Source organism: Pseudomonas sp. GLN_2, from assembly GCF_043106005.1.
Classification (GTDB): Bacteria; Pseudomonadota; Gammaproteobacteria; order Pseudomonadales; family Pseudomonadaceae; genus Aquipseudomonas; species Aquipseudomonas alloputida.
Map to the genome: position 1 here is coordinate 12,955 of NZ_JBICMC010000022.1, position 23,248 is coordinate 36,202.

Annotated in this window: 21 protein-coding genes; 7 read left to right on the forward strand and 14 right to left on the reverse strand. The window is 63.3% G+C overall.

The features are described 5' to 3' along the window. Positions 1 to 114 precede the first annotated feature (114 nt). The gene (locus ACF8Q6_RS06075; protein WP_392490737.1) at positions 115 to 612 is read right to left on the reverse strand and encodes a phage infection protein; all 498 of its coding nucleotides are present in this window, start codon (positions 610 to 612) and stop codon (positions 115 to 117) included. Between the two features lie 340 nt (positions 613 to 952). Here ACF8Q6_RS06075 and ACF8Q6_RS06080 point away from each other — a divergent pair, with 340 nt between their 5' ends. Next, positions 953 to 3,019: an AsmA family protein gene (locus ACF8Q6_RS06080; protein WP_392490738.1), complete on the forward strand. Its 2,067-nt coding sequence runs from the start codon at positions 953 to 955 to the stop codon at positions 3,017 to 3,019. A 39-nt stretch (positions 3,020 to 3,058) separates the two neighbouring features. Here the strand turns inward: ACF8Q6_RS06080 and ACF8Q6_RS06085 are convergent, their stop codons facing one another. Further along, positions 3,059 to 3,589, reverse strand: a complete 531-nt coding sequence (locus tag ACF8Q6_RS06085; RefSeq protein WP_014754602.1) for a bacterioferritin — start codon at positions 3,587 to 3,589, stop codon at positions 3,059 to 3,061. Between the two features lie 42 nt (positions 3,590 to 3,631). Next, positions 3,632 to 3,973 (reverse strand): osmotically-inducible lipoprotein OsmE, encoded by a 342-nt coding sequence (gene osmE, locus ACF8Q6_RS06090; protein ID WP_014592574.1) that lies wholly within the window; start codon positions 3,971 to 3,973, stop codon positions 3,632 to 3,634. 122 nt (positions 3,974 to 4,095) lie between these two features. Between osmE and ACF8Q6_RS06095 the strand changes: the two genes are divergently transcribed. Continuing rightward, positions 4,096 to 4,986 (forward strand): triacylglycerol lipase, encoded by an 891-nt coding sequence (locus ACF8Q6_RS06095; RefSeq protein WP_012053841.1) that lies wholly within the window; start codon positions 4,096 to 4,098, stop codon positions 4,984 to 4,986. Position 4,987: 1 nt separating this feature from the next. Here the strand turns inward: ACF8Q6_RS06095 and ACF8Q6_RS06100 are convergent, their stop codons facing one another. After that, positions 4,988 to 5,869 carry a DMT family transporter gene (locus tag ACF8Q6_RS06100; RefSeq protein WP_392490739.1) on the reverse strand — a complete coding sequence of 294 codons (882 nt, stop codon included), beginning with the start codon at positions 5,867 to 5,869 and terminating at the stop codon, positions 4,988 to 4,990. A 224-nt stretch (positions 5,870 to 6,093) separates the two neighbouring features. Between ACF8Q6_RS06100 and ACF8Q6_RS06105 the strand changes: the two genes are divergently transcribed. The 3 genes from ACF8Q6_RS06105 (at position 6,094) to ACF8Q6_RS06115 (ending at position 8,310) form a co-directional block, all read left to right on the forward strand. Next, on the forward strand, positions 6,094 to 6,882 hold the full coding sequence (locus tag ACF8Q6_RS06105; RefSeq protein WP_121784130.1) for a helix-turn-helix transcriptional regulator: 789 nt from the start codon (positions 6,094 to 6,096) through the stop codon (positions 6,880 to 6,882). 63 nt (positions 6,883 to 6,945) lie between these two features. After that, complete coding sequence (locus ACF8Q6_RS06110; RefSeq protein WP_014592571.1) at positions 6,946 to 7,233, forward strand: PsiF family protein; 288 nt, start codon at positions 6,946 to 6,948, stop codon at positions 7,231 to 7,233. 69 nt (positions 7,234 to 7,302) lie between these two features. After that, complete coding sequence (locus ACF8Q6_RS06115) at positions 7,303 to 8,310, forward strand: AI-2E family transporter (RefSeq protein WP_003249623.1); 1,008 nt, start codon at positions 7,303 to 7,305, stop codon at positions 8,308 to 8,310. 202 nt (positions 8,311 to 8,512) lie between these two features. Here ACF8Q6_RS06115 and ACF8Q6_RS06120 read toward each other — a convergent pair whose 3' ends face one another. Beyond that, on the reverse strand, positions 8,513 to 9,784 hold the full coding sequence (locus ACF8Q6_RS06120) for an Hsp70 family protein (protein WP_003249625.1): 1,272 nt from the start codon (positions 9,782 to 9,784) through the stop codon (positions 8,513 to 8,515). Between the two features lie 164 nt (positions 9,785 to 9,948). On the opposite strand from ACF8Q6_RS06120, the gene cbpA reads away from it, so the two are divergent. Further along, positions 9,949 to 10,908 (forward strand): curved DNA-binding protein, encoded by a 960-nt coding sequence (gene cbpA / locus ACF8Q6_RS06125; RefSeq protein WP_392491316.1) that lies wholly within the window; start codon positions 9,949 to 9,951, stop codon positions 10,906 to 10,908. Positions 10,909 to 10,910: 2 nt separating this feature from the next. After that, positions 10,911 to 11,216: a chaperone modulator CbpM gene (locus ACF8Q6_RS06130; RefSeq protein ID WP_003249630.1), complete on the forward strand. Its 306-nt coding sequence runs from the start codon at positions 10,911 to 10,913 to the stop codon at positions 11,214 to 11,216. Positions 11,217 to 11,571: 355 nt separating this feature from the next. On the opposite strand, the gene ACF8Q6_RS06135 is transcribed toward ACF8Q6_RS06130, so the two are convergent. The 9 genes from ACF8Q6_RS06135 to ACF8Q6_RS06175 all read right to left on the reverse strand — a co-directional run bounded on the left by ACF8Q6_RS06135 (position 11,572) and on the right by ACF8Q6_RS06175 (position 23,240). Further along, positions 11,572 to 12,087 carry a GNAT family N-acetyltransferase gene (locus tag ACF8Q6_RS06135; protein ID WP_392498489.1) on the reverse strand — a complete coding sequence of 172 codons (516 nt, stop codon included), beginning with the start codon at positions 12,085 to 12,087 and terminating at the stop codon, positions 11,572 to 11,574. A gap of 31 nt (positions 12,088 to 12,118) precedes the next feature. After that, positions 12,119 to 12,817: an urea ABC transporter ATP-binding subunit UrtE gene (gene urtE / locus ACF8Q6_RS06140; protein WP_003249634.1), complete on the reverse strand. Its 699-nt coding sequence runs from the start codon at positions 12,815 to 12,817 to the stop codon at positions 12,119 to 12,121. Positions 12,818 to 12,971: 154 nt separating this feature from the next. Further along, the gene (urtD, locus tag ACF8Q6_RS06145) at positions 12,972 to 13,829 is read right to left on the reverse strand and encodes an urea ABC transporter ATP-binding protein UrtD (RefSeq protein WP_003249637.1); all 858 of its coding nucleotides are present in this window, start codon (positions 13,827 to 13,829) and stop codon (positions 12,972 to 12,974) included. Next, positions 13,826 to 14,905 (reverse strand): urea ABC transporter permease subunit UrtC, encoded by a 1,080-nt coding sequence (gene urtC / locus ACF8Q6_RS06150; RefSeq protein ID WP_392490920.1) that lies wholly within the window; start codon positions 14,903 to 14,905, stop codon positions 13,826 to 13,828. Before urtC ends, urtD begins: the two co-directional genes overlap by 4 nt. Continuing rightward, positions 14,905 to 16,392: an urea ABC transporter permease subunit UrtB gene (gene urtB, locus ACF8Q6_RS06155; RefSeq protein WP_004576469.1), complete on the reverse strand. Its 1,488-nt coding sequence runs from the start codon at positions 16,390 to 16,392 to the stop codon at positions 14,905 to 14,907. Before urtB ends, urtC begins: the two co-directional genes overlap by 1 nt. A gap of 140 nt (positions 16,393 to 16,532) precedes the next feature. Then, complete coding sequence (gene urtA / locus ACF8Q6_RS06160) at positions 16,533 to 17,798, reverse strand: urea ABC transporter substrate-binding protein (RefSeq protein WP_003249642.1); 1,266 nt, start codon at positions 17,796 to 17,798, stop codon at positions 16,533 to 16,535. A 325-nt stretch (positions 17,799 to 18,123) separates the two neighbouring features. Continuing rightward, positions 18,124 to 19,530: a D-serine/D-alanine/glycine transporter gene (gene cycA / locus ACF8Q6_RS06165; RefSeq protein WP_392490470.1), complete on the reverse strand. Its 1,407-nt coding sequence runs from the start codon at positions 19,528 to 19,530 to the stop codon at positions 18,124 to 18,126. A 219-nt stretch (positions 19,531 to 19,749) separates the two neighbouring features. Then, positions 19,750 to 21,117, reverse strand: a complete 1,368-nt coding sequence (locus ACF8Q6_RS06170) for a PepSY-associated TM helix domain-containing protein (RefSeq protein ID WP_392490469.1) — start codon at positions 21,115 to 21,117, stop codon at positions 19,750 to 19,752. A 56-nt stretch (positions 21,118 to 21,173) separates the two neighbouring features. After that, the gene (locus ACF8Q6_RS06175; protein WP_392490468.1) at positions 21,174 to 23,240 is read right to left on the reverse strand and encodes a TonB-dependent copper receptor; all 2,067 of its coding nucleotides are present in this window, start codon (positions 23,238 to 23,240) and stop codon (positions 21,174 to 21,176) included. Positions 23,241 to 23,248: the final 8 nt, after the last annotated feature.

Genomic DNA, 23,248 nt, shown 5'->3' on the forward strand with positions numbered 1-23,248 from the left:
CTTCTGTAACGGTCAGGCTGGGCACTCTAGATAAAAAAACAAAGCCCGGTCAATGGACCGGGCCTGGAGGGGAGCAAGCGTTGTGACAGAAGTTGTTCTTTTCGGCCATGGCGATCAGCTCACACGGCTGAGTTCAACCAGGCGATCCGAGCCACCTTCAGCAACGCGGCCAGAACGTTCGATCAGGCGATCGGAGCCGCCTTCGGCAACACGGCCAGAACGTTCGATCAGGCGATCAGAGCCACCTTCGGCAACACGGCCAGAACGTTCGATCAGGCGATCGGAGCCACCTTCGGCAACGCGGCCAGAACGTTCGATCAGGCGATCGGAGCCACCTTCGGCAACACGGCCGGAACGTTCGATCAGGCGATCAGAGCCGCCTTCGGCAACGTGGCCGGAACGTTCGATCAGGCGATCAGCGCCGCCTTCGGCAACGCGGCCGGAACGTTCGATCAGGCGATCTGAGCCGCCTTCAGCGACGGCTTTCAGCGGCTGGGCGATTTCGGCAGCGCTGGAGCGCGCTTCGGACGTCAGGTGTTGCTCGGACGCCGGCAGGGCGAAAGCGTTGGCGGCCAGAAGGGACAGGGTCAGGGTCAGCAGATGGCGTTTCATGATTTCGGTGCTCCTCTCGGGGGCTGGAAAGTGGGTACGAAGCCAATGCTACGCCGCGTAACGCCAGAGAGAAGTTCATACGGGTAATGGTAACAATCGACCATATTGATAGAGGTTTTCAGGGCGTCTATTCCGGCCATTGCAGCCATGCAGACCATCCCCGTGCCCGGTTGGCGGTGGGTAACATGTGCAGTCTGGTGAGACAAATTTCTGAGCAAGAGGCCAGGAAAAACTTCGCTATCATAGCGCCATCGATAAAACCTCACGGGTTTTCATCAGTCGGAGTTATTGAGGCCATCGCAGCGCCTGTTTTCTGTCATGCCGCAAGGAGAAATACGCAATGACGCGTCCCGCCAGAATCCTCGTCTGGACCCTCGCCAGCCTGCTTACCGTGCTGGCGATCCTGGTGGTAGTGATTGCCACCTTCGACTGGAACCGCGTCAAGCCACTGCTCAACGAGAAGGTCTCCGAAGCCTTGCATCGGCCCTTCGCGATCAACGGCAACCTCGCCGTGCACTGGCGTACCGAGCCCGAAGAGGGCGGCTGGCGTGCCTGGGTGCCTTGGCCGCACTTCATTGCCGAAGACCTGACACTGGGCAACCCCGAGTGGCTCAAGGAGCCGAAGATGGTCGGCCTTGAGCGCGTGGAGTTTCGCCTGGCGCCGCTGCCGCTGGTGTTCCAGCAGATCAGCATACCCCGCATCAACCTCACCAAGCCCACTGCCAGCCTCACTCGCCTGGCCGATGGCCGCGCCAACTGGGTCTTCGACTTCGGCCCCAAGGATGAAAACGCTGAACCTTCCAAATGGCAGCTGGACATCGGCGCCATCGGCTTTGACCAAGGCAACGTCAGCTTCGACGACCAAACCCTCAAAACCAGCATGAAGGTGCAGATCGACCCGCTTGGCAAGCCAATCCCGTTCAGTGAGATTGTCGGCAAGGCCAGCGCCGAGAAGGCCGGCGGTGCGCAGGACTATGCCTTCGGCCTCAAGGCCCAGGGCCGCTACAAAGGCCAGCCAGTGTCCGGCACCGGCAAGATCGGTGGCCTGCTGGCCCTGCAGGACGCCAGCCAGCCGTTCCCGCTGCAGGCCGACGTGCGCATCGCCGACACCCATGTGGTGCTCGCCGGCACCCTCACCGACCCGCGCAACCTTGGTGCCCTCGACCTGCGCCTGCGTTTGTCGGGTGCCAGCCTGGGCAACCTCTACCCATTGACCGGCGTCACCTTGCCTGACACCCCGGCCTATTCCACCGACGGCCGCCTAAGCGCCAACCTGCAGGCGGCGCAAGGGGCGTCGTTCAATTACCAGGGCTTCAACGGCAAGATCGGCGACAGCGATATCCATGGGAACCTGGCCTTCGTTGCCAGCCAGCCACGGCCCAGACTGTCCGGCAACCTGGTATCGAACCAGTTGCTGTTCAAGGACCTGGCGCCGCTGATCGGTGCCGACTCCAATGCCGAGCAGAAGGCCCGTGGCGGTGCCAGCAAGCAGCCTGCAGGCAAGGTGCTGCCAGTGGAGGCGTTTCGCACCGAGCGTTGGCGGGCAATGGACGCTGATGTCACCTTTGCTGGCAAGCGCATCGTGCACAGCGCGCAACTGCCGTTCACTGACCTGTCGGCCCATGTGGTGCTCGAAGACGGCCTGTTACGCCTGGAGCCCCTGCGCTTTGGCGTGGCCGGCGGCAGCCTGGCCTCCAACATCCGCCTGGACGGGCGCAGCGTGCCCTTGCAGGGGCGCGCGAAGTTGACTGCGCGTGGCTTCAAGCTCAAGCAACTGTTCCCCACCTTTGCGCCAATGCAGACCAGCTTTGGTGAGCTCAATGGCGACGCGGACATCAGCGGCCGTGGCAACTCGGTTGCCGCCTTGCTGGGTACCGCCAATGGCGACTTGCGCATGCTGATCAACGATGGCGCCATCAGCCGCAGCCTGATGGAAATTGCCGGCTTGAACGTGGGCAACTATGTGGTCGGCAAGCTGTTTGGTGATGAGGACGTGAAGATCAACTGTGCGGCGGCCGATGTGGGCATCAAGGATGGCCTGGCGACTACGCGGCTGTTTATCTTCGATACCGAGAACGCGATCATCTACATCGACGGCACGGCGAATTTCGCTTCCGAGCAACTGGATTTGAACATCACCCCGGAGTCGAAAGGGCTGCGGTTGTTCTCGCTGCGTTCCCCCCTGTATGTGCGCGGACCGTTCGCCAAGCCGAACGCCGGTGTGCAGGCATTGCCGCTGGCGTTGCGTGGCGCAGGCATGGTTGCGCTGGGTGTGGTGGCAGGGCCGGCGGCGGGGTTGCTGGCGCTGATTGCGCCCAGCAGCGGCGATGACCCGAACCAGTGCACACCGTTGTTGCAGCAGATGAAGGCAGGCAAGGCACCGACGGCGGTGAAAGCGCGGAAATAGCAAGGGGCCGCTAAAGCGGCCCCTTGAGGGTGTCAGAAATCAAAGGCCTTGCAACAGGTCGGACATATCGTCCGCGTGCTCCTCTTCCTGCGCCAGGATATCTTCGAAGATACGACGGGTAGTCGGGTCTTTATCCCCGATGTACTGAATGATCTCGCGGTAGCTGTCGATGGCAATGCGCTCTGCCACCAGGTCTTCCAGCACCATCTCTTTCAGCGAATTGCCGGCCACGTACTGGGCATGCGAGTGCTTGGTGAGGTTGTCGGGGTTGAAGTCCGGCTCCCCGCCCAGTTGCACGATGCGCTCGGCCAATTTGTCGGCATGTTCGGCTTCCTGGTTGGCATGTTCCAGAAACTCCGCGGCAGCCACGCTGGCTTTAATGCCGCTGGCCATGAAGTAATGGCGCTTGTAGCGCAGCACACAGACCAGCTCGGTGGCCAGCGATTCATTAAGCAGGCGCAGGATCTGTTCACGGTCGGCGTGGTAACCCTCGGTCACTGCGCCTTGCTCCACATGCTGGCGTGCACGCTCGCGCAGGGTTTTCACATCGGTCAGTTCAACATTGCTCATGGTTATCTCCAGCAGGGGTCAGGGTCGGGTCGGAACACAGGCTTATGCGCCATGCAGGGCGTCGCTGTCCTCCTGGCGTTGCTTGCAGGTCTTGAAGCCTTTGGCATCGACATGGCCGGTGGCATCGAAGCGCACGTAATAGGGCTGCTGCTTGCCGTCGCGGTTGAGGATGTAGTCGTTGCAGGTGCCCCCGTGCGGCAGGTCGATCACGCTCGACGGGCTGCCGCCAATGGCGATGACCTTCTGCATGGTCATACCGTTCTCCACCTGCTTGACCAGCGGCTCATCGCGGTAGGTGACGTAATCCACCGGGTTTTCCGGGCGGCTGCCGCAGGCGGCCAGGGTGGCGCTTGCCAGAAGGATTGCCAGGGTCTGCTTGTACATGGTCCCGCTCCTTGCAAAGGGTCTGTGTGGTTTTGAACCACAACGCGCGCCGGGAGTTCGATTGCGATAGTCATGATGGCCGCTGTAGTGTTGGCCCGTCGTACAGCAAAGGAGCTGCGGGAATGCAGCAGGATTTGGCAACGCGATACCCGCTGGTGCTGGTGCCAGGCATGCTCGGGTTTGTCCGGATGGTGCTCTACCCCTACTGGTTCGGCATTGTGCCGGCCCTGCGCAAGGGCGGGGCGCAGGTGTTTCCGGTGCAGGTTTCGCCGCTGCATTCCAGCGAGGTGCGCGGCGAGCAGTTGCTGGCGATCATCGACGATATCTGCCAACGTACCGGCGTCGACAAGGTCAACCTCATCGGCCACAGCCAGGGCGCCCTGAGCGCGCGTTACGCAGCGGCCAAACGGCCGGGGCGGGTGGCGTCGGTCACCTCAGTGGCGGGGCCCAATCATGGCTCCGAGCTGGCCGACCACCTGGAACGTACGGCACCGGGCGATTCACCCCAGGGGCGCATCCTCAAGGCCGTGCTGCATGGGTTTGCCGTGCTGCTGGTGTGGCTGGAAACCGGCTGGCGTCGTGACCCGCTGCCGGTAGATGTGCACGCCTCGCACCAGTCGCTGACCAGCGCCGGGGTGGCGCTGTTCAACCAGGCTTATCCACAGGGCCTGCCGCAAACCTGGGGTGGGGAAGGGGCCTATGAGGTCAATGGCGTCCGCTATTACTCCTGGTCCGGCACCTTGCAACCCGGCCTGACAGACCAGGGGCGCAACCGCTTCGACGGCAGCAGCCGCTTCTGCCGCCTGTTCGCACGCAGTTTCATCAAGGAAAAGGGCCATTGCGACGGCATGGTCGGGCGTTTCAGCTCGCACCTGGGGCAGGTGATCGGCGACGATTACCCGCTCGATCACCTGGACATCGTCAACCAGTCGCTCGGTGCCGTGGGCAAAGGCGCGGAGCCGGTGCGGCTGTTCACCGAACATGCCGCCCGGCTCAAGGCGGCGGGGCTTTAGCTCAAGTGTCTTGGCGGCGGATCGGCGTGGTCCAGCGTTCGGCCAGCACTACCCCGGCCAGGGTCAGCAAGCCGCCGACCAGGTGGTAACTGGCCAGTTGCTCGTCGAGCACCACGGCGGCGATCAGCGCAGTGACCAGCGGCAGCAGGTTGAAGAACAGTGTGGTGCGGCTGGGCCCCAGGCGGTGCACGGCCTGCATCCACACCAGTGGCGCGATCATCGAGGCCAGTACGCAGGCATACAGGACCAGGCCGATGTTGTGGCTGTTCAGGCCGGTCTTGTCCGACAGTAGGAACAGCGGTAGCAACACGACGATGGCCACCAGAACCTGCAGGTACAGCAGCTGCATCGGCGGCAGGCGCAGCTGCCATTTCTTCAGCAGGAAGCTGTACAGCGCATAGGCCAATGTAGCCACCAGCATCAACAGGTCGCCGCTGTTCAGCCCATGCTGCAGCAGGCTGGCGGGTTGGCCGGCACTGACCACTTCAAGCACGCCAAAGAATGACACCACCGCGCCCAGCAGGGCACCGTAGCTCAGGCGCTGGCCCAGCCAGGCGATGGACAGCGCCAGTGACATCAGCGGCATCAGCGAGAGGATGATGCCCATGTTGGTGGCACTGGTGATGCCGGCGGCGAAGTAGGCCAGGCTCTGGTACATCGCCATGCCCAGCACGCCGAGCACGAACACCTGGGTCAGGTGCGGGCGGATGGCTGCGCGGTTGCGCCACACGGCGGGCAGCATGAACGGCGTGAACAGCAAGGCGGCCAGCAACCAGCGGTAGAAACCGATCTCCGCAGGGTGGATGGCGCCGGCGGACATCTTGGTGACCACGGTGTTGCCGGCCCAGATGAGGATGGCGGTGAGGGGGAACAGGTAATTCATGTAGCGGGTCACTCATTGGGGCCTGGATTGGGGCTGCCTTGCCGCCCTCGCGGGCTTGCCCGTTCCCATGGGGATACACAGGCCTGGAGGCTGGCGCAGATCCTGTGGGAGCGGGCGAGCCCGCGAAGGCCTGCAAGGCAGGTCCTCGATAGGCCTGTATTATCGAATGTCTGTTAACAAGCCTATACTTCTATCCAGACAATCGACCCTGCAAAGCAGACAGCATGCCGCGCAAATACCTTGATATCCCCCAGTTCACCCAACTGCCGGCCCCGGTGTACTTCCGCCACGACGAGTTCGTTGCCGACACCCACAGCGCCGTGCACCAACACGGCTGGGGCCAGCTGAACTACACCGCTCACGGCGTAATGCATCTGGATGTGGCCGGCCAGCGCTTCCTGTCGCCGCCGCACTACGCCGTTTGGGTGCCGCCCGACACCGAGCATGGCTGCTACAACCCCCAGGCCATTGTCTACCGTTCTATCTACCTCGACCGCAGCCTGTGCGCAGCGCTGCCATCGCACCCGTGCAGCCTGATGATCAGTGACATCCTCAAGGCTATCCTCGGTGACTTCGCCCGGCGCAATCTCAAGGTGGCCGAAGACGAGCGTGACCAGCGCCTGGTACAGGTACTGCTTGACCAGTTGCTGCTGGCGCCCACCCTGGCCTGCTACTTGCCGTTTGCCCACAGCGATGGCTTGCGCCAGGTGCTCGACGCGCTCAGCGCCGAGCCGGGGGACAACCGCCCGCTGGCCGACTGGGCCGCACGCGTGCACGTCAGCGAACGCACCCTGGCCCGCCAGTTTCTGCGCGAGCTGGGCATCAGCTTTGGCGAATGGCGCCTGCGCCTGCGTTTTCTGCGTGCCATCGAAGCCCTGGAAGCCGGCCTGCCGATTCAGGCCATCGCCTTCGACCTTGGCTACAGCAGCGCTTCGGCGTTCATCGCCATGTTCCAGCGCCAGGCCCGGTGTACGCCCGAGCAGTACCGCCGGCAGGCGCGGGCGGGGCACTGAACATTCTTGGCTACACTCAGCTCGATCCCCGTGCATCGGGCGCGGAGCCAAGGAGACCACTCCATGAAAGTGCTGCAAATTCCGTTACTGGCGCTGGCGGTGTTGTTCAGTGCCCAAGGTTTCGCTGCCAATACCGCGCAGCAGGAAAAGATGAAAACCTGCAACGCCGACGCCACCGCCAAGGCCCTCAAGGGCGATGAACGCAAAGCGTTCATGAGCACCTGCCTGAAAAAGGATGTGCCACAAACCCAGCAAGAGAAAATGAAGACCTGCAATGCTGACGCCACCACCAAAGCCCTCAAGGGGGATGAGCGCAAGGCCTTCATGAGCGATTGCCTGAAGAAGAAATGACCTGCGCCTATGCCTGCGCCGCCAAGGCTGGCAGACTGCGGCATTCCCGCTGTCTGCCGTCGAGGCTGTATGACCTTTACCCCCCGTCAGATCACCCTGGCCAGCCTGATCATCGTCATGGCTGGGCTGCTGCTGGCTTTGCCCCTGAAGTTGCTGCCCAGCCTGCTGGCCGGTCTGCTGGTGTTCGAACTGGTCAACATGCTGACCCCTCGCCTGCAACCGCTGCTTGCTGGCCAACGCGCACGCTGGCTGGCCGTGGCGCTGCTCGGCACGTTGGTGGTCAGCACCCTGACACTGCTGATTGCCGGTGCCTTCAGCTTCCTGCTGCACGAGGCGGAAAACCCCGGCGCCTCGCTGGACAAGTTCATGGCCTTGGTCGAGCGTGCTCGCGGCCAGCTGCCACCCTTCATCGAGGGTTACCTGCCTGCCAGTGCCGCAGAGTTCAAGGTGGCCATCGGTGACTGGATCAAGAGCCACCTGAGCGATTTGCAGCTGGTGGGCAAGGGTATGGCGCACATGTTCGTGACGATGCTCATCGGCATGATCCTCGGCGCCATCATCGCTTTGCAGCGTATTCCCGATATTTCCCGGCGCAAGCCCCTGGCGGCGGCGCTGTTCGAACGTCTTAGCCTGCTGGTGAAGGCGTTTCGCAACATCGTGTTCGCGCAAATCAAGATCTCGCTGCTCAACACGATCTTCACCGGCATTTTCCTGGCCGTGGTGATGCCACTGTTCGACGTGCACCTGCCGCTGACCAAGACGCTGATCGTGCTGACCTTCCTGCTGGGCTTGCTGCCGGTGATCGGCAACTTGATGTCCAACACCTTGATCACCATCGTCGGCCTGTCGCTGTCGATCTGGGTGGCGGCGGCGGCGCTGGGTTACCTGATCGTCATCCACAAGGTCGAGTACTTCCTCAACGCGCGGATCGTGGGTGGGCAGATCAGCGCCAAGGCGTGGGAATTGCTGCTGGCGATGCTGGTATTCGAGGCGGCGTTCGGGCTGCCCGGTGTCGTGGCGGGGCCCATCTACTATGCCTATCTGAAGAGTGAGCTGAAGCGGGCGGAGCTGGTCTGATCATGCAGTGGCCTGTACCGGCCCTTTCGCGGGTAAACCCGCTCCTACAGCGGCCTGCGGCCAATCACCGATGTGTGTCCACCCCCGATCGGTGTGTAGGAGCGGGTTTACCCGCGAATACGGTAGCGGCAGCAACGGTGAACGACTGGTGGAGATTGGCCAGCAGGCCCGGCCCGTTCGCGGCTACAAGCTAAACGACAAATCAGGCCGCGCCGTAACGCTTGCGCGCCTCGATGGCCAGCCCGCTACCAATGCTGCCAAAGATGTTGCCTTCCACATGCCGCGCATTCGGCAGCATCGCCGAAACACTGTTGCGCAGCGCCGGAATGCCGCTTGAACCACCGGTGAAGAACACCGTATCGACCTGGTCTTCGCTTACCCCAGCCTTGGCCAGCAGTTCGGTCACGCTACCGCGCACGCGCTCCAGCAGGCCTTCGATCGCCTCTTCGAACAGCGCGCGGGTCAGTTCCGCAGTCAGCTCGGGCTCGACGCGGCGCAGGTCGATGTGGCGGCTGTCATGCTCGGTCAGCTCGATCTTGCTGGCTTCTACTTCCATCGCCAGCCAGTGCCCAGCGCGTTGCTCGATCAGTTTGAACAGGCGATCGATGCCGAAGCTGTCCTCGATGTCATAGCGCATGCTACCCAGCGCCAACTGCGATTTCTGCGAATACAAGGCGTTGATGGTGTGCCATGTGGCCAGGTTGAGGTGGTAGCTGGTCGGCATCAGCGCACCGCTCTTCATGCGGCTGCCATAGCCAAACAACGGCATCACGCCCTGAAGGCTCAGTTGCTTGTCGAAGTCGGTACCGCCAATGTGCACACCGCCCGTGGCGAGGATGTCGCTTTGTCGCTCGGCAACCCGATGGCGCTCGGGTGACAGGCGGATCAAGGTAAAGTCCGAGGTACCACCGCCGATGTCGACGATCAGCACCAGCTCTTCGCGGCTGATGCTCGACTCATAGTCGAAGGCCGCGGCAATCGGTTCGTACTGGAACGACACGTCCTTGAAGCCGATTTTGCGCGCCACTTCGGCCAAGGTGTCCTCGGCCTCCTGGTCGGCAGCCGGGTCTTCGTCGACGAAGAACACCGGGCGGCCCAGCACCACCTGGTCGAATTCACGGCCAGCGGCCGCTTCAGCGCGCTTCTTGAGCTCGCCGATGAACATGCCCAGCAGGTCCTTGAACGGCAGGGCGCTGCCCAGCACGCTGGTGTCGTGCTTGATCAGCTTCGAGCCCAGCAGGCTTTTCAGCGAGCGCATCAGGCGGCCTTCGTAGCCTTCCAGGTACTCGTGCAGCGCCAGGCGGCCATACACCGGGCGCCGCTCTTCGATATTGAAGAACACCACCGAGGGCAAGGTGATCTTGCCGTCTTCCAGGGCAATCAGCGACTCGACGCCAGGCCGGTGCCAACCGACCGTGGAGTTGGAGGTGCCAAAGTCGATGCCCAGGGCGCGGGCCGGGGATACGTCAGACATGGGAAATGGGCTTCCGGAGGCAAAACGGCCGCGCAGTGTATGCCAGTTGGCTACAGAATCAAGACCAGTCGTCTGCCTTGAGGCAAACCCAAGTCGGTCTTGAAAGGCTATGCTTGACCCCTATCTTCAGTTGCAACACGCACATTCACATTGGTGATCCACAAATGGACTTCAAAGACTATTACAAGATACTCGGCGTAGAGCCCACTGCGGACGAAAAGGCGATCAAGGCCGCGTACCGCAAACTGGCGCGCAAGTATCACCCCGATGTCAGTAAGGAGCGCGACGCCGAGGAGAAATTCAAGGAGGCCAACGAGGCCTATGAGGTGCTGGGCGACGCGCAGAAACGTGCCGAGTTCGATGAAATCCGCAAGTACGGCGGCCAGCATGGCCGGCCGTTCCAGGCCCCACCGGGTTGGGAAAGCCGCGGTGGCGGCGGCGGCTTCGAAGGCGGCGACTTCTCCGACTTCTTCAGCTCGATCTTCGGTGGGCGCAGTGCGGGTGGCAACCCCTTCGGTGGCGCCCGGCAGCAGCAACGCAGTGCCGGCAGGCGGGGGCAGGACGTGGAGCTTGAACTGGCAGTATTCCTTGAAGAGACCCTGAGCAAGGAGTCCAAGCAGATCAGCTTCCAGGTGCCGCAAACCAATGCCATGGGCCAGCGCACCGGCTTCACCACCAAGACCTTGAACGTGAGGATTCCGGCTGGGGTGACCGACGGCGAGCGCATCCGCCTCAAGGGCCAGGGTGCGCCGGGCAGCGGTGGCGGGGTCAACGGTGACCTGTTCCTGACCATCCGCATGGCACCGCACCCGCTGTTCGATGTCGAAGGTCATGACCTGATCATCACTGTGCCGTTGGCACCGTGGGAGGCGGCCCTGGGCGCCAAGGTGGCGGTTCCGACCCTGGATGGCAAGATCAACCTGACCATCCGTCCTGACAGCCAGAGCGGCCAGCGCCTGCGTGTACCGGGCAAGGGCCTGGTCAACAAGCAGGGAGAGCGCGGCAACCTTTATGCGCAGCTCAAGGTGGTGATGCCGCCTGCGTCGGACGAATCTGCCCGCGAACTCTGGACCAAGCTTTCCGAGAAAGCTGCGTTCAACCCGAGGACACAATGGAGTAAGTGATCATGAGCAGCACCCTGATCGTTCAACTGGACATGCGTACCCTGTGTCAGGAAGCCGATGTCACGGCTGAATGCGTGATCGAAATCGTCGAACATGGCATTGTCGAACCGTCCGGGCGAACGCCGGAGGACTGGCTGTTTGACGATCAGGCGCCGCTGGTGACCAAACGAGCGGTGAAGCTGCACCAGGAGCTGGAACTGGAGTGGGAAGGGGTGGCGCTGGCGCTGGAGCTACTGCAGGAAGTGCAGCAGTTGCGCAGTGAGAACAACATGCTGAAGCAGCGGCTGGGCCGGTTTATTCAGATGTAGGTTCCCTTGCCGGCATCTGTGGGAGCGGCCTTGTGTCGCGATGGGCTGTGCAGCAGCCCCAGATCTTTGCTCCACCGCAAAATTGCCAGGGCTGCTTTGCAGCCCGTTCGCGACCCAAGGCTGCCCCCACAATGGACCGCATTTCAGGTCGGTCCGGCGCCCGGGTTCAACCTTCCGGGCGAACGCCGGAGGACTGGCTGTTTGACGATCAGGCCTTGCCGGCGGCATCTGTGGGAGCGGCCTTGTGTCGCGATGGGCTGTGCAGCAGCCCCAGATCTTTGCTCCACCGCAACATTGCCAGGGCTGCTTTGCAGCCCGTTCGCGACCCAAGGCTGCCCCCACAATGGACCGCATTTCAGGTCGGTCCGGCGCCCGGGTTCAGCACCAGTTGCATGAAGGTCAGATCAAGCCAGCGGCCAAACTTTACCCCCACCTGCGGCATCTGGCCGGTCACCACGAAGCCCAGCCGCTCATGCAGGCGAACCGACGCCGCATTGCCACTCTCGATGGCCGCCACCATCACATGCTTGCCGCACCCCTTCGCACGCTCGATCAGCGCGGCCATCAACACCGGCCCCAATCCCTTGCCCCGTTGGTCGCCACGGACATACACCGAGTGCTCCACAGTCAGGCGAAAGCCCTCGAACGGCCGCCAGTCGCCAAACGAGGCATACCCCAGCACGCCCGTCTCATCTGTAGCTACCAAAATCGGGTAGCCCTGCTGCGCCCGCGCTTCAAACCAGGCCTGGCGGTTGCCGAGGTCCACTGGGGTTTCGTTCCAGATCGCCGTGGTGTTGAGCACCGCGTCGTTGTAGATGTCCAGTATGCCCGGCACATCGGTGGGCCGGGCATCGCGAATTTCGTAGCTCATGACAGCGTCTCGCAAGGTCGTTGCTCGCAGATTAAATGGTTACCAGCCCGCGTACACCTTCGGCTTGCATGTTTTCGCCGCGGCCGCGCTGGATGATTTCGCCGCGGGCCATGACCAGGTACTGGTCAGCCAGCGCTTCGGCAAAGTCGTAGAACTGCTCCACCAGCAAAATCGCCATGTCGCCACGCTCGGCCAAGCGGCGGATGACCGCGCCGATCTCCTTGATCACCGACGGCTGGATGCCTTCGGTCGGCTCGTCGAGAATCAGCAGGCGTGGGCGGCTGGCCAGGGCGCGGCCGATGGCCAGCTGTTGCTGCTGGCCGCCAGACAGGTCGCCACCGCGGCGTTGTTTCATCTGCTCCAGCACAGGGAACAGCTCGTAGATGAAGGCCGGTACCTCGCGGGCTTCGCGGGCGGGGAAGCGCGACAGGCCCATCAGCAGGTTTTCCTCGACGGTCAGGCGCGGGAAGATCTCGCGGCCCTGGGGCACGTAGGCGATGCCGGCCTGCACCCGTTGCTGTGGTTTGAACGCGGTGATCGGCTTGCCTTCCCATTCGATGCTGCCGTCGCGGGCGGGCACCAGGCCCATCAGGCAGCGCAGCAAGGTGGTCTTGCCCACGCCGTTGCGGCCCAGCAGGCAGGTCACTTCGCCGACCTTGGCTTCGAAGGACAGGCCGCGCAGGATGTGGCTGCCGCCGTAGTACTGGTGCAGGGTGTCGATCTTGAGCATGTGAGAGTTCCTGAAAGGGATGCTGTGCCTGTGCCGACCTTTTCGCGGGTAAGCCCGCTCCTACGACGGGAACCGCCCCATGGCATTACGCCCCCTGTAGGAGCGGGTTTACCCGCGAAGAGGCCGGCACAGGCGCCAAAAATTTCAAATCCGGTCACCGGCCCAGATACACCTCGACCACCCGCTCATCTGCCTGCACCTGCTCCAGCGAGCCTTCCGCCAGCACGCTCCCCTGGTGCAGCACGGTCACATGGTCGGCAATGCTGCCGACGAAGCCCATGTCATGCTCCACCACCATCAGCGAATGCTTGCCAGCCAGGCCCTTGAACAGCTCGGCGGTAAATTCGGTCTCGGCATCGGTCATGCCGGCCACCGGTTCATCGAGCAGCAGCAGTTGCGGCTCCTGCACCAGCAGCATGCCGATTTCCAGAAACTGCTTCTGCCCATGCGACAGCAAGCCAGCCTGGCGCTGGGCCAGCGGCAGCAGGCGCAGAGTGGTCAGCACGTCCTCGATACGCTGGCGCTGGTCACCGCTCAGGCGCGCGGCCAGGCTGGCCCACACCGACTTGTCGGTCTTCAGCGCCAGTTCCAGGTTCTCGAACACGGTCAGCGCTTCGAACACTGTGGGCTTCTGGAATTTTCGGCCAATGCCGGCCTGGGCGATCTGGTACTCGCTCATGCGGGTCAGGTCGAGGGTATCGCCGAAGTAAGCCGTGCCGCTGTCGGGGCGGGTCTTGCCGGTGATTACGTCCATCATCGTGGTCTTGCCGGCACCGTTGGGGCCGATGATGCAGCGCAGCTCGCCCACCCCGATGTACAGGTTCAGCGCGTTGAGCGCCTTGAAACCATCGAAGCTGACGCTGATGTCTTCCAGGCTCAGCACCGTACCGTGGCGGGTATCCAGGCCGGCCTTGCGGCTGTGGCCCAGGCCGATGGCATCGCGCCCGGCGCCGAGGTTGTCGAATACCGGTTCCAGCATGAACTCCGGGTGGACTGGGGGCACGCCTCTCATGGCTGGCTCCTTTTCTTCAACAGGCCGACCACGCCCTTGGGCAGGTACAGGGTAACGAGGATGAACAACGCGCCGAGGAAGAACAGCCAGAACTCGGGGAAGGCCACGGTGAACCAGCTTTTCATGCCATTGACCAGGCCGGCACCGAGCAGCGGGCCGATCAGCGTGCCGCGCCCGCCCAAGGCTACCCAGACGGCGGCTTCGATCGAGTTGGTCGGCGACATCTCGCTGGGGTTGATGATGCCCACCTGCGGCACGTACAGCGCACCGGCCAGGCCGCACAGCACGGCGCTCAGTACCCACACCAGCAGCTTGAAGCCGCGCGGGTCGTAGCCACAGAACATCATGCGGTTTTCAGCGTCACGCACGGCGGTGAGCAGGCGGCCGAACTTGCTGCGGGTCAGGCGCCAGCACAGGTACAGGCTGGCCAGCAGCAGGCCCACGGTCAGCAGGAACAACACCGCGCGGGTGCCCTGGGCTGCAATGTCGAAGCCGAGGATGGTGCGGAAGCTGGTGAAGCCGTTGTTGCCACCGAAGCCGGTTTCGTTGCGGAAGAACAGCAGCATGCCGGCAAAGGTCAGGGCCTGGGTCATGATCGAGAAGTACACGCCCTTGATCCGCGAGCGGAAGGCGAACCAGCCGAACACCAGCGCCAGCAGCCCGGGGGCCAGCACCACCAGGCACAGGGCCCAGGCGAAATACTGGGTACCGGCCCAGTACCAGGGCAGCTCGGTCCACGACAGGAAGGTCATGAACCCGGGCAGGCCGTCGCCGGCGGCCTGCCGCATCAGGTACATGCCCATGGCATAGCCGCCCAGGGCGAAGAACAGGCCATGGCCCAGTGACAGCAGCCCGGCATAGCCCCAGACCAGGTCCAGGGCCAAGGCGACGATGGCGTAACAAAGAATCTTGCCGACCAGGGTCAGGGTGTAGGCCGACACCTGTAGAGCATGGTCTGCCGGCAGCAGTGAGCACAGTGGCAAAGCCACCAGCAGCAGGACGACGACGGTACCGATGGCAAGGGTCAGGCGTGGGCCGGCCTTTTGCGTAGCAGTGACAAGCAGTGGCTGGTTCATCAGTCGATTACCCGTCCCTTGAGGGCGAACAGGCCTTGCGGGCGTTTCTGGATGAACAGAATGATCAACGCAAGGATGAGGATCTTGCCGAGTACGGCACCGATCTGCGGCTCCAGCAGCTTGTTGGCGATGCCCAGGCCGAACGCGGCCCAGAGGCTTCCGGCCAGTTGCCCGACGCCGCCGAGCACCACCACCAGGAACGAATCGATGATGTAGCTCTGGCCCAGGTCCGGGCCGACATTGCCCACCTGGCTCAAGGCCACGCCACCGAGCCCGGCGATGCCCGAGCCAAGGCCAAAGGCGAGCATGTCGACGCGCCCGGTGGACACGCCGCAGCAGGCGGCCATGTTGCGGTTCTGGGTGACTGCGCGCACGTTCAGGCCCAGCCGGGTACGGTTGAGCAGCAGCCAGGTGAGCAGCACCACGGCCAGGGCGAAGCCGATGATGACCAGGCGGTTGTATGGCAGCACCAGGTTGGGCAGCAGTTGGATGCCGCCGGACAGCCAGGCCGGGTTGCTCACCTCGACGTTCTGCGCGCCGAACAGCAGGCGGATGGCCTGGATCAGGATCAGGCTGATGCCCCAGGTGGCCAGCAGGGTTTCCAGTGGCCGGCCGTACAGGTGGCGGATCACCGTGCGCTCCAGCGCCATGCCTACCCCGGCACTGACGGCGAACGCCACCGGCAGGGCAATCAGCGGGTAGAACTCGATGGCGCCTGGGGCGAAGCGCTGCAGCAGTACCTGGACCATGTAGGTGCTGTAGGCGCCGAGCATCAACATCTCGCCATGGGCCATGTTGATCACCCCAAGCAGGCCGAAGGTGATCGCAAGGCCCAGCGCTGCCAGCAGCAGGACCGAACCCAGCGACAGGCCGCTGAAGGCCTGGCCGAGCAGTTCGCCTACCAGCAGTTTGCGCTTGACCTGGGCCAGGCTCGTTTCGGCGGCTGTGCGCACACCTGGGTCGCGTTCCGCATCGGGCTGCAGCAGGGCTTCGAGGCGCGTGCGGGCCAGCGGGTCGCCGGTTTCACCCAGCAGGCGCACGGCGGCCAGGCGCACTGCTGGCTCGCTGGCGCCCAGTTGCAGGTTGGCCAGGGCCAGGCCGAGGGCGGCCTGTACAGCGGCGTCCGGCTCGGCGGCGAAGCGCCGGTCGAGGAAGGCCATTTGCGCGGGTTGTGCGCTTTTCTGTAATTGCTGGGCCGCGGCCAGGCGGGTGTCGCTGTTGTCGCTGAGCAACTGGTGGCTGGCCAGGGCGTTGTCGATCAGGCCGCGCAGGCGGTTGTTCAGGCGCACCTTGCGGGTGTCGTCGGCAGCGATGCGGCCTTGGCGCAGGTTTTCCAGCAGCGGTAGGCGCGCAGCATCGGGTTGTGCTGCCCAGCCTTCGAGCAGGCGGCCTTGCTCGGCGGGCTTGGCGGTGAGAAAGAATTCGCCCTCGCTGGCGTGGGTTGCCAGGGGCATTAGCAGGAGAAGGGTGAGCAGGAGTCTGAGCATGCGGGCAATCCTGGAAATCGGTGTTGGATTCTTCGCGGGTGAACCCGCGCCTACACAGGGACGGTGCAAGGTTTGAAACCTGCGCGGTCCTTGTAGGAGCGGGTTCACCCGCGAATGGGCTGCAAAGCAGCCCCATGCACTCAGTTACCTTTCACGGCGTAATCTGGCCGCTTGTCATTGCCCGGAATGAACGGGCTCCATGGCTGCGCCCGCAGCGGCTGCTCGGTTTCCCACACCACGCTGAACTGGCCGTCATCCTGAATCTCGCCGATCATCACCGGCTTGTGCAGGTGGTGGTTGGTCTTGTCCATGGTCAGGGTGAAGCCCGACGGCGCCTCGAAGCTCTGCCCGGCCAGTGCTTCGCGGACCTTGTCAACGTCAGTGGACTTGGCTTTCTCGACAGCCTGGGCCCACATGTGGATGCCCACGTAGGTGGCTTCCATGGGGTCGTTGGTCACGGCCTTGTCGGCACCCGGCAGGCCCTTGGCCTTGGCGTAGGCCTTCCAGTCGGCGACGAATTTCTGGTTGACCGGGTTATCCACCGATTCGAAGTAGTTCCATGCCGCCAGGTGGCCCACCAGCGGTTTGGTGTCGATGCCGCGCAGTTCCTCCTCGCCCACCGAGAAGGCCACCACCGGCACGTCGGTGGCCTTCAGGCCCTGGTTGGCCAGTTCCTTGTAGAACGGCACGTTGGAGTCACCGTTGACTGTGGATATGACAGCGGTCTTGCCGCCGGCGGAGAACTTTTTGATGCTGGCGACAATGGTCTGGTAATCAGCGTGGCCAAAGGGCGTGTAAACCTCTTCGATGTCCTTGTCGGCCACGCCTTTGCTGTGCAGGAATGCGCGCAGGATCTTGTTGGTGGTGCGCGGGTAGACGTAATCGGTGCCCAACAGGAAGAAGCGCTTGGCGCTGCCGCCGTCCTCGCTCATCAGGTATTCCACGGCCGGGATGGCCTGCTGGTTCGGGGCGGCGCCCGTGTAGAACACGTTCGGCGACATCTCTTCGCCCTCATACTGCACCGGGTAGAACAGCAGGCCGTTGAGTTCTTCGAACACCGGCAGAACGGACTTGCGCGACACGGAGGTCCAGCAGCCGAACACCACGGCCACTTTGTCCTGGGTCAGCAGTTGGCGGCTCTTTTCAGCGAACAGCGGCCAGTTGGACGCCGGGTCGACCACCACCGGCTCCAGCATCTTGCCGTTCACGCCACCCTTGGCGTTGATCTGCTCGATGGTCATCAGCGCCATGTCCTTGAGCGATGTCTCGGAAATGGCCATGGTCCCGGAAAGCGAATGCAGGATACCGACCTTGATGGTCTCGGCGGCCTGGATACTCCAGCTCAGGCCCATCGCCGCAATCGATGCGCTGAGGGTAAGGGCCTTGATCAGACTGCGACGCTTCATGTGCTCTCTCCGCTGAGTTTTTTATGGTGTTGGGCAAGCGGGGAGGGCGTTGCAAGGGGTGTGCCTAGTGGCAAAAGGTACGGTTTAGAGGGGCTGTGCGAGGTGTTGGGGCGTTGGTTGGATCCAGGTTGGTGCCTGATGGAATTGTGTGCACAGGATTGGGGCCGCGGTGCGGCCCATCGCGACACAAGGCCGCTCCCACAGGGAAGGCGCCAGTTTTTAGAAATTGAGCAAGACAGTTGCTCCCACATCGGACGGCGTACACCGTGCCTTCGTGGGAGCGGCCTCGTGTCGCGAAAGGGCTGCGACGCAGCCCCCGAGGCCATCAGCCGTTACGCACGGCCGTGCGGGGATGGCGCCTGCTGCGTACGAGCTGGTAGGTCACCGCCAGCACCACAAACCAGATCGGCGTCACCACCAGCGCTGAACGGGTATCCGCTTCCAGGCTCAGCAACACCAGGATGAAAGCGAAGAACGACAGGCACACGTAGCACATGAAGCGCCCGCCCGGCATCTTGTAGTTCGATGCCTGGTGCAGCGCCGCGCGGTCTTTGCGGTACTTCAGGTATGACAGCAGAATCAGCGTCCACACGAACATGAACAGTACCGCCGACACGGTGGTGACCAGGGTGAATGCCTCGACCACGTTCGGCACCAGGTAGATCAGCACCGCACCGAGCAACAGGCAGGTGCACGAGAAGTACAGGCCGTTGGCCGGCACCGAACGGCTCGACAGTTTTTCAAAGGCCTTGGGCGCGTCACCTTCCTGCGACAGGCCGTAGAGCATGCGGCTGGTGGAGAATACGCCGCTGTTGGCCGAGGAGGCCGCCGAGGTCAGCACCACGAAGTTGATGATGCTCGCTGCCGCCGGCAGGCCTGCCAGCACGAACAACTCAACGAAAGGGCTCTTGCCTGGCACCACGTCGCGCCACGGGGTCACGGCCATGATCGCGATCAGCGCCAGCACATAGAACACGATGATGCGGATCGGGATCGAATTGATCGCCCGCGGCAGGGTGCGTTCCGGGTTCTTCGCTTCGGCGGCGGTGGTACCCACCAGCTCGATGCCGACGAAGGCGAACACGGCGATCTGGAAACCGGCGAAGAAGCCCAACAGGCCATGGGGGAACATGCCGCCGTCATTCCACAGGTTGGCCAGCTGGGCGGTGCGCCCGCTGGGCGAGGTGAAGCCGGTGATGACCATGTACAGGCCGGTCGCGACCAGACCGAGGATGGCAACGATCTTGACCAGGGCGAACCAGAACTCCATTTCGCCGAACATTTTTACGGTGACCAGGTTCAGCGACAGCAGCAGCCCTACGCAGGTCAGCGCCGGTATCCACTGCGGCAAGTCAGGGAACCAGAACTGCGTGTAGGCGGCGATGGCGACCACATCGGCAATGCCGGTGACCACCCAGCAGAACCAGTAGGTCCAGCCAGTAAAGTAGCCGGCCCAGGGGCCGAGCAGGTCGGCGGAAAAGTCGATGAACGATTTGTAGTTCAGGTTCGACAGCAGCAGTTCGCCCATGGCGCGCATGACGAAGAACAGCATGAAGCCGATAATCATGTAGACGAAGATGATCGATGGCCCGGCCAGGCTGATGGTCTTGCCTGAGCCCATGAACAGACCGGTACCGATTGCGCCGCCGATGGCGATCAGTTGGATGTGGCGGTTGGTCAGGTTGCGTTGCAGGTGCGGTTCATCTGTCGCTATGGGTGAGGTTTGCGTCATAGGCTGCATTCCCTTGTAAAGGCCAGTCTTCTTGTCAGAGGTAGCCGGCTAGGCTAACACGCGCGTTCCAGTTCGGGGCGCGACAGATCGACTCTCCATTGCGGCTCAGCATTTCGCCTGTATCGGCCTCTTCGCGGGTAAACCGCCCCTACAAAGGCAACGCGGTCCCCTGTAGGAGCGGGTTTACCCGCGAAGAGGCCAGCACAGGCAACACAAGGCTCAAGCGCTGGCCACGACCCTGCGGCGCCTCACCACCAAACTATCCACCCCCCACATCACCACCATCGACACCCCTACCAGCGGGAACATCACCCCCAGCACCAGCATCACTGCCACCGCCGCCTTCCAGCGTGGCAGGTCATGACGCAAAGGCGGTACGCCCAGGCCGCCGTCGGGCCGGCGCTTCCACCACATCACCAGCCCGCTCACCGAACCCAGCAGGATCATCAGGCACACCAGCAGGATGATGATCTGGTTCAGCGCCCCGAACATCTTGCCTTCGTGCAGCATCACGCCCAGCTCGGTGGCGCGGGCAACCGGGCTGTAGTCCTGCCAGCGCACATCGGCCAGAACCTTGCCGGTGTATTGGTCGACATGCAGGGTGGCGTCGTTGCGCGGGTCGTCGGCGAACACGGCAATGGTGAACACCCCGTCGGCAGTGGTGGGCAGGGTAATGCTGTAGCCCGGCTCGACCTGACGCGAAGTGGCAATGTCTTCGACTTGCTGCACGCTCACCTGGGGCGCTGCGGGCAGGTCCGACATCATGTGGTGCCCGCCGTGCTCGGCGTGTGCACCGGACTGTGGCATCGGCGTGTTTTCCATGGCCCAGGGTACGGTCTGGCGGTGTGCGCTGTTCAGCTCACGCGCCTGCTGGTCCGACTTGGGCACGTCGTTCCACATGGCTGCCGGGAAGCGGTTCCACAAATCAGCGTACTGCTTGCCCCACAAGCCGGTCCAGGTCATGCCGCTGATCAGCATCAACAACAGCAAGGCTGAACCCCAGAAACCGATTACCGCGTGCAGGTCACGCCAGAGCAGCCGGCCGCGTGCCGCCAGCCGCGGCCAAAGCACGCCAGCGCCACTGCGCCCGCGCGGCCACCACAGGTACAGGCCCGATACCACCAGCACGATGCCCCAGCCCGCCGCCAGTTCCACCAGCCGGTCACCGACCGTGCCGACCATCAGCTCGCCATGCAGGGCGCGGGCGATGGCTTGCAGGTTCTGCTTGCCGTCCTGTTCGCCGAGGACCTTGCCGCTGTATGGGTCGACGAACACGTTCAGTTCGCGCCCGCCGTCATGCACCACGAACTGTGCACTGCGCTCGGCGTTCAGTGGCGGCAAGTACTGGGCGATGTGGCCCTTTGGGTAGGCTTGGCGCACTTCAGCCAGCATCGTGTCTGCGCCCTGCCGGTGCTGGCCGGCCTCGACCACCATCAGGTCGCGGTACAGCAGCGGGTCGAGCTGGGGCTTGAACAAGTAGATGATCCCGGTGATTGCCAACAGGATCATGAACGGGGCCACGAACAGCCCCGCATAAAAATGCCAACGCCAGGCCAGGTTATAGAAAGAGACGCGTGTTCCTCTCATGGGAACCTCCTTTTTTGACCAGCTGAAAGGCGCAACCGAAGCTGCGCCCGTTGTTGTCAGAAGCTGAAATCGACCTTGGTCCAGAAGGTCCTGCCTGGCTCGTTGACCGGCTGTGGATCTGTAGCCGGGTAGCCGAACCCGGCGTTCCCGGCCAGGTTCAAGTGCTCGGCGTAGGTTTTGTCGAACAGGTTGTCGACCCCTGCGCTGAGCTTGAGGTTGTTGTTCACCTTGTAGGCGCCGTTCAGGGAGAACACGCCGAAGCCGGCGCTCTTGTCGTAGTCCTTGCCAACGACGTTCCCTTGGTTTTCGGCAATGCGGTTTTGCGCCGCCACCAGCCGCCACAGTGCGCCGACGCTCCACACATCGCGGCTGTAGGTCAGGCCCAGGCGGCTTTCCAGGGGAGGCATTTGAGGTAGCGCCTTGCCGTCACTGCTGTTCTTGCCCCAAGCGTAGGCAAGCGTGGCGTCGGCCTTCCAGTTGTCAGTCAGCTGGTAGGCGGCGCCCAGTTCGCCACCCATGATGCGGGCGTCGATGTTCTGCGCCTGCGAGGTGCTCATGCCCATCATGCCGGTGCGGTAGTCGAACAGGATGTAGTCGCGAATCTGCCCGACATAGCCCGAAGCCCAGGCCTCCAGGCGCTCGGTGCGGTACTGGATGCCGAAGTCGAGCTGGGTGGTTTTCTCTGGCTTGATGCCATCGAAGGCGTTGGCTGCCCCGGCGGGTGCCAGCTTGGGTGAGAACAGCTCCCAGTAGTCGGGGAAGCGCTGGGCGTGGCCGAGGCCGATGTAGGTGGTGGCTGGAATGGCTGCAAGGTCGTGCTCGTAGCGGATGAAACCGCTCGGCAAGGTGTCGGCACGGGTGTCGCCTTCGGTGGCGCTGGTTTTGCGGAAGTCACGCGCCGAGGCGCGGTCCAGACGGGCGCCGGTAATCAAGCGGTCCTCGCCGCTGACGTACCAGGTCAGTTCGCTGAAGGCGCCGTAGTTGTGGAAGTCGGCGTCCTTGGTCCAGGCCTGGCCCTTGTGTGCGTCCACACCCATACCGCCACGCTGGCGATGTTCGTTGGTTTGCGCGTCGATGCCGCTGATCAGCTGCACGTCGGCCCAGCGCCAGGTGGCCTTGATGCGTGCACCCATGGTGCGGCGGTCGACGTTGCTGACCATCGGCATGCCCATCATGCCGCTACCCGACGGCGTGCGCAGGCTGTAGTTGTCCATCACATGGTCGGCGTAGTTGTAGTAGACCTGCGCCTCGACTTTGTCGAGCACCTCGCCGAGGTTGGATTTTTCAAAGCGCAGGCCCAGGCTTTCGCGCTTGAACTGCGAGCCGTCCATGCCGCGCCCGGCGTAGCGGGCTTCGCCATCACCCTTGCCGGCCGTCAGTTCCAGCAAGGTGTCCTGGTCGGGTGTCCAGCCGAGGGCGACATCGCCGTTCCACTTGTCCCAGCGCGACGGCACGGTGTTGTTGTTGCCGTCGTGGTAGTCGTCCGAACGTGATTGGTTGCCGACGAAGCGGGCATAGGCCTGACTGTTGCCAGCCGCGGCATCCAGCACCTTGTCGAAGCGGCCGTTGGAGCCGGCCAGCAGGCTTGCGTTGACGCGGCTGCCGAGGGTGCCGAATTTCTCCGGTTCGCGTTCGAAGAGGATGGTGCCTGCCGAGCCGCCGGGCCCCCAGATGACGCTCTGCGGGCCTTTGATCACGGTCAGGCGGTCGTAGGTTTCTGGCGAAATATAGGACGTGGGCGCGTCCATGCGATTGGGGCAGGCGCCAAGCATCAAGCCACCGTTGGTGAGGATGTTCAGGCGCGAGCCGAACATGCCGCGCAGTACCGGATCGCCGTTGGTACCGCCGGCACGGATCGCCGAGAAGCCGGGGATGGTCTTCAGGTAGTCGGCGCCGTCGCTGGCCGGCACTGGCTGGCGCGGGTCTTTCGGGTTGGTGACCACGGTCAGCGGTGAACTCGGTGCCACGGCGGTGATCACCGTCGGGCTCAGCTCGGGTGCGTCGTGCATATGGCCTTCATGGCCAGGGTCGGCGGCCAGGGCCATGGGTGCGAGCAGCGAACCGCACAGGGCGGCGATGGTCCCACGCAGGGACAAGGCAAAAACAGGGGTGCAGCCGGACATAATGATTC

Excerpts from the sequence above, each read along its gene's own strand:
- ACF8Q6_RS06115 (WP_003249623.1), top strand. The coding sequence starts at position 7,303 with ATGACCTTTACCCCCCGTCAGATCACCCTGGCCAGCCTGATCATCGTC.
- cycA (WP_392490470.1), bottom strand. The coding sequence starts at position 19,530 with ATGACGCAAACCTCACCCATAGCGACAGATGAACCGCACCTGCAACGC.
- ACF8Q6_RS06120 (WP_003249625.1), bottom strand. The coding sequence starts at position 9,784 with ATGTCTGACGTATCCCCGGCCCGCGCCCTGGGCATCGACTTTGGCACC.
- urtC (WP_392490920.1), bottom strand. The coding sequence starts at position 14,905 with ATGAACCAGCCACTGCTTGTCACTGCTACGCAAAAGGCCGGCCCACGC.
- urtD (WP_003249637.1), bottom strand. The coding sequence starts at position 13,829 with ATGAGAGGCGTGCCCCCAGTCCACCCGGAGTTCATGCTGGAACCGGTA.
- ACF8Q6_RS06175 (WP_392490468.1), bottom strand. The coding sequence starts at position 23,240 with ATGTCCGGCTGCACCCCTGTTTTTGCCTTGTCCCTGCGTGGGACCATC.
- cbpA (WP_392491316.1), top strand. The coding sequence starts at position 9,949 with ATGGACTTCAAAGACTATTACAAGATACTCGGCGTAGAGCCCACTGCG.
- ACF8Q6_RS06105 (WP_121784130.1), top strand. The coding sequence starts at position 6,094 with ATGCCGCGCAAATACCTTGATATCCCCCAGTTCACCCAACTGCCGGCC.
- ACF8Q6_RS06135 (WP_392498489.1), bottom strand. The coding sequence starts at position 12,087 with ATGAGCTACGAAATTCGCGATGCCCGGCCCACCGATGTGCCGGGCATA.
- ACF8Q6_RS06080 (WP_392490738.1), top strand. The coding sequence starts at position 953 with ATGACGCGTCCCGCCAGAATCCTCGTCTGGACCCTCGCCAGCCTGCTT.
- osmE (WP_014592574.1), bottom strand. The coding sequence starts at position 3,973 with ATGTACAAGCAGACCCTGGCAATCCTTCTGGCAAGCGCCACCCTGGCC.
- ACF8Q6_RS06130 (WP_003249630.1), top strand. The coding sequence starts at position 10,911 with ATGAGCAGCACCCTGATCGTTCAACTGGACATGCGTACCCTGTGTCAG.
- urtB (WP_004576469.1), bottom strand. The coding sequence starts at position 16,392 with ATGCTCAGACTCCTGCTCACCCTTCTCCTGCTAATGCCCCTGGCAACC.
- ACF8Q6_RS06075 (WP_392490737.1), bottom strand. The coding sequence starts at position 612 with ATGAAACGCCATCTGCTGACCCTGACCCTGTCCCTTCTGGCCGCCAAC.
- ACF8Q6_RS06110 (WP_014592571.1), top strand. The coding sequence starts at position 6,946 with ATGAAAGTGCTGCAAATTCCGTTACTGGCGCTGGCGGTGTTGTTCAGT.
- urtE (WP_003249634.1), bottom strand. The coding sequence starts at position 12,817 with ATGCTCAAGATCGACACCCTGCACCAGTACTACGGCGGCAGCCACATC.
- urtA (WP_003249642.1), bottom strand. The coding sequence starts at position 17,798 with ATGAAGCGTCGCAGTCTGATCAAGGCCCTTACCCTCAGCGCATCGATT.
- ACF8Q6_RS06095 (WP_012053841.1), top strand. The coding sequence starts at position 4,096 with ATGCAGCAGGATTTGGCAACGCGATACCCGCTGGTGCTGGTGCCAGGC.
- ACF8Q6_RS06085 (WP_014754602.1), bottom strand. The coding sequence starts at position 3,589 with ATGAGCAATGTTGAACTGACCGATGTGAAAACCCTGCGCGAGCGTGCA.
- ACF8Q6_RS06170 (WP_392490469.1), bottom strand. The coding sequence starts at position 21,117 with ATGAGAGGAACACGCGTCTCTTTCTATAACCTGGCCTGGCGTTGGCAT.
- ACF8Q6_RS06100 (WP_392490739.1), bottom strand. The coding sequence starts at position 5,869 with ATGAATTACCTGTTCCCCCTCACCGCCATCCTCATCTGGGCCGGCAAC.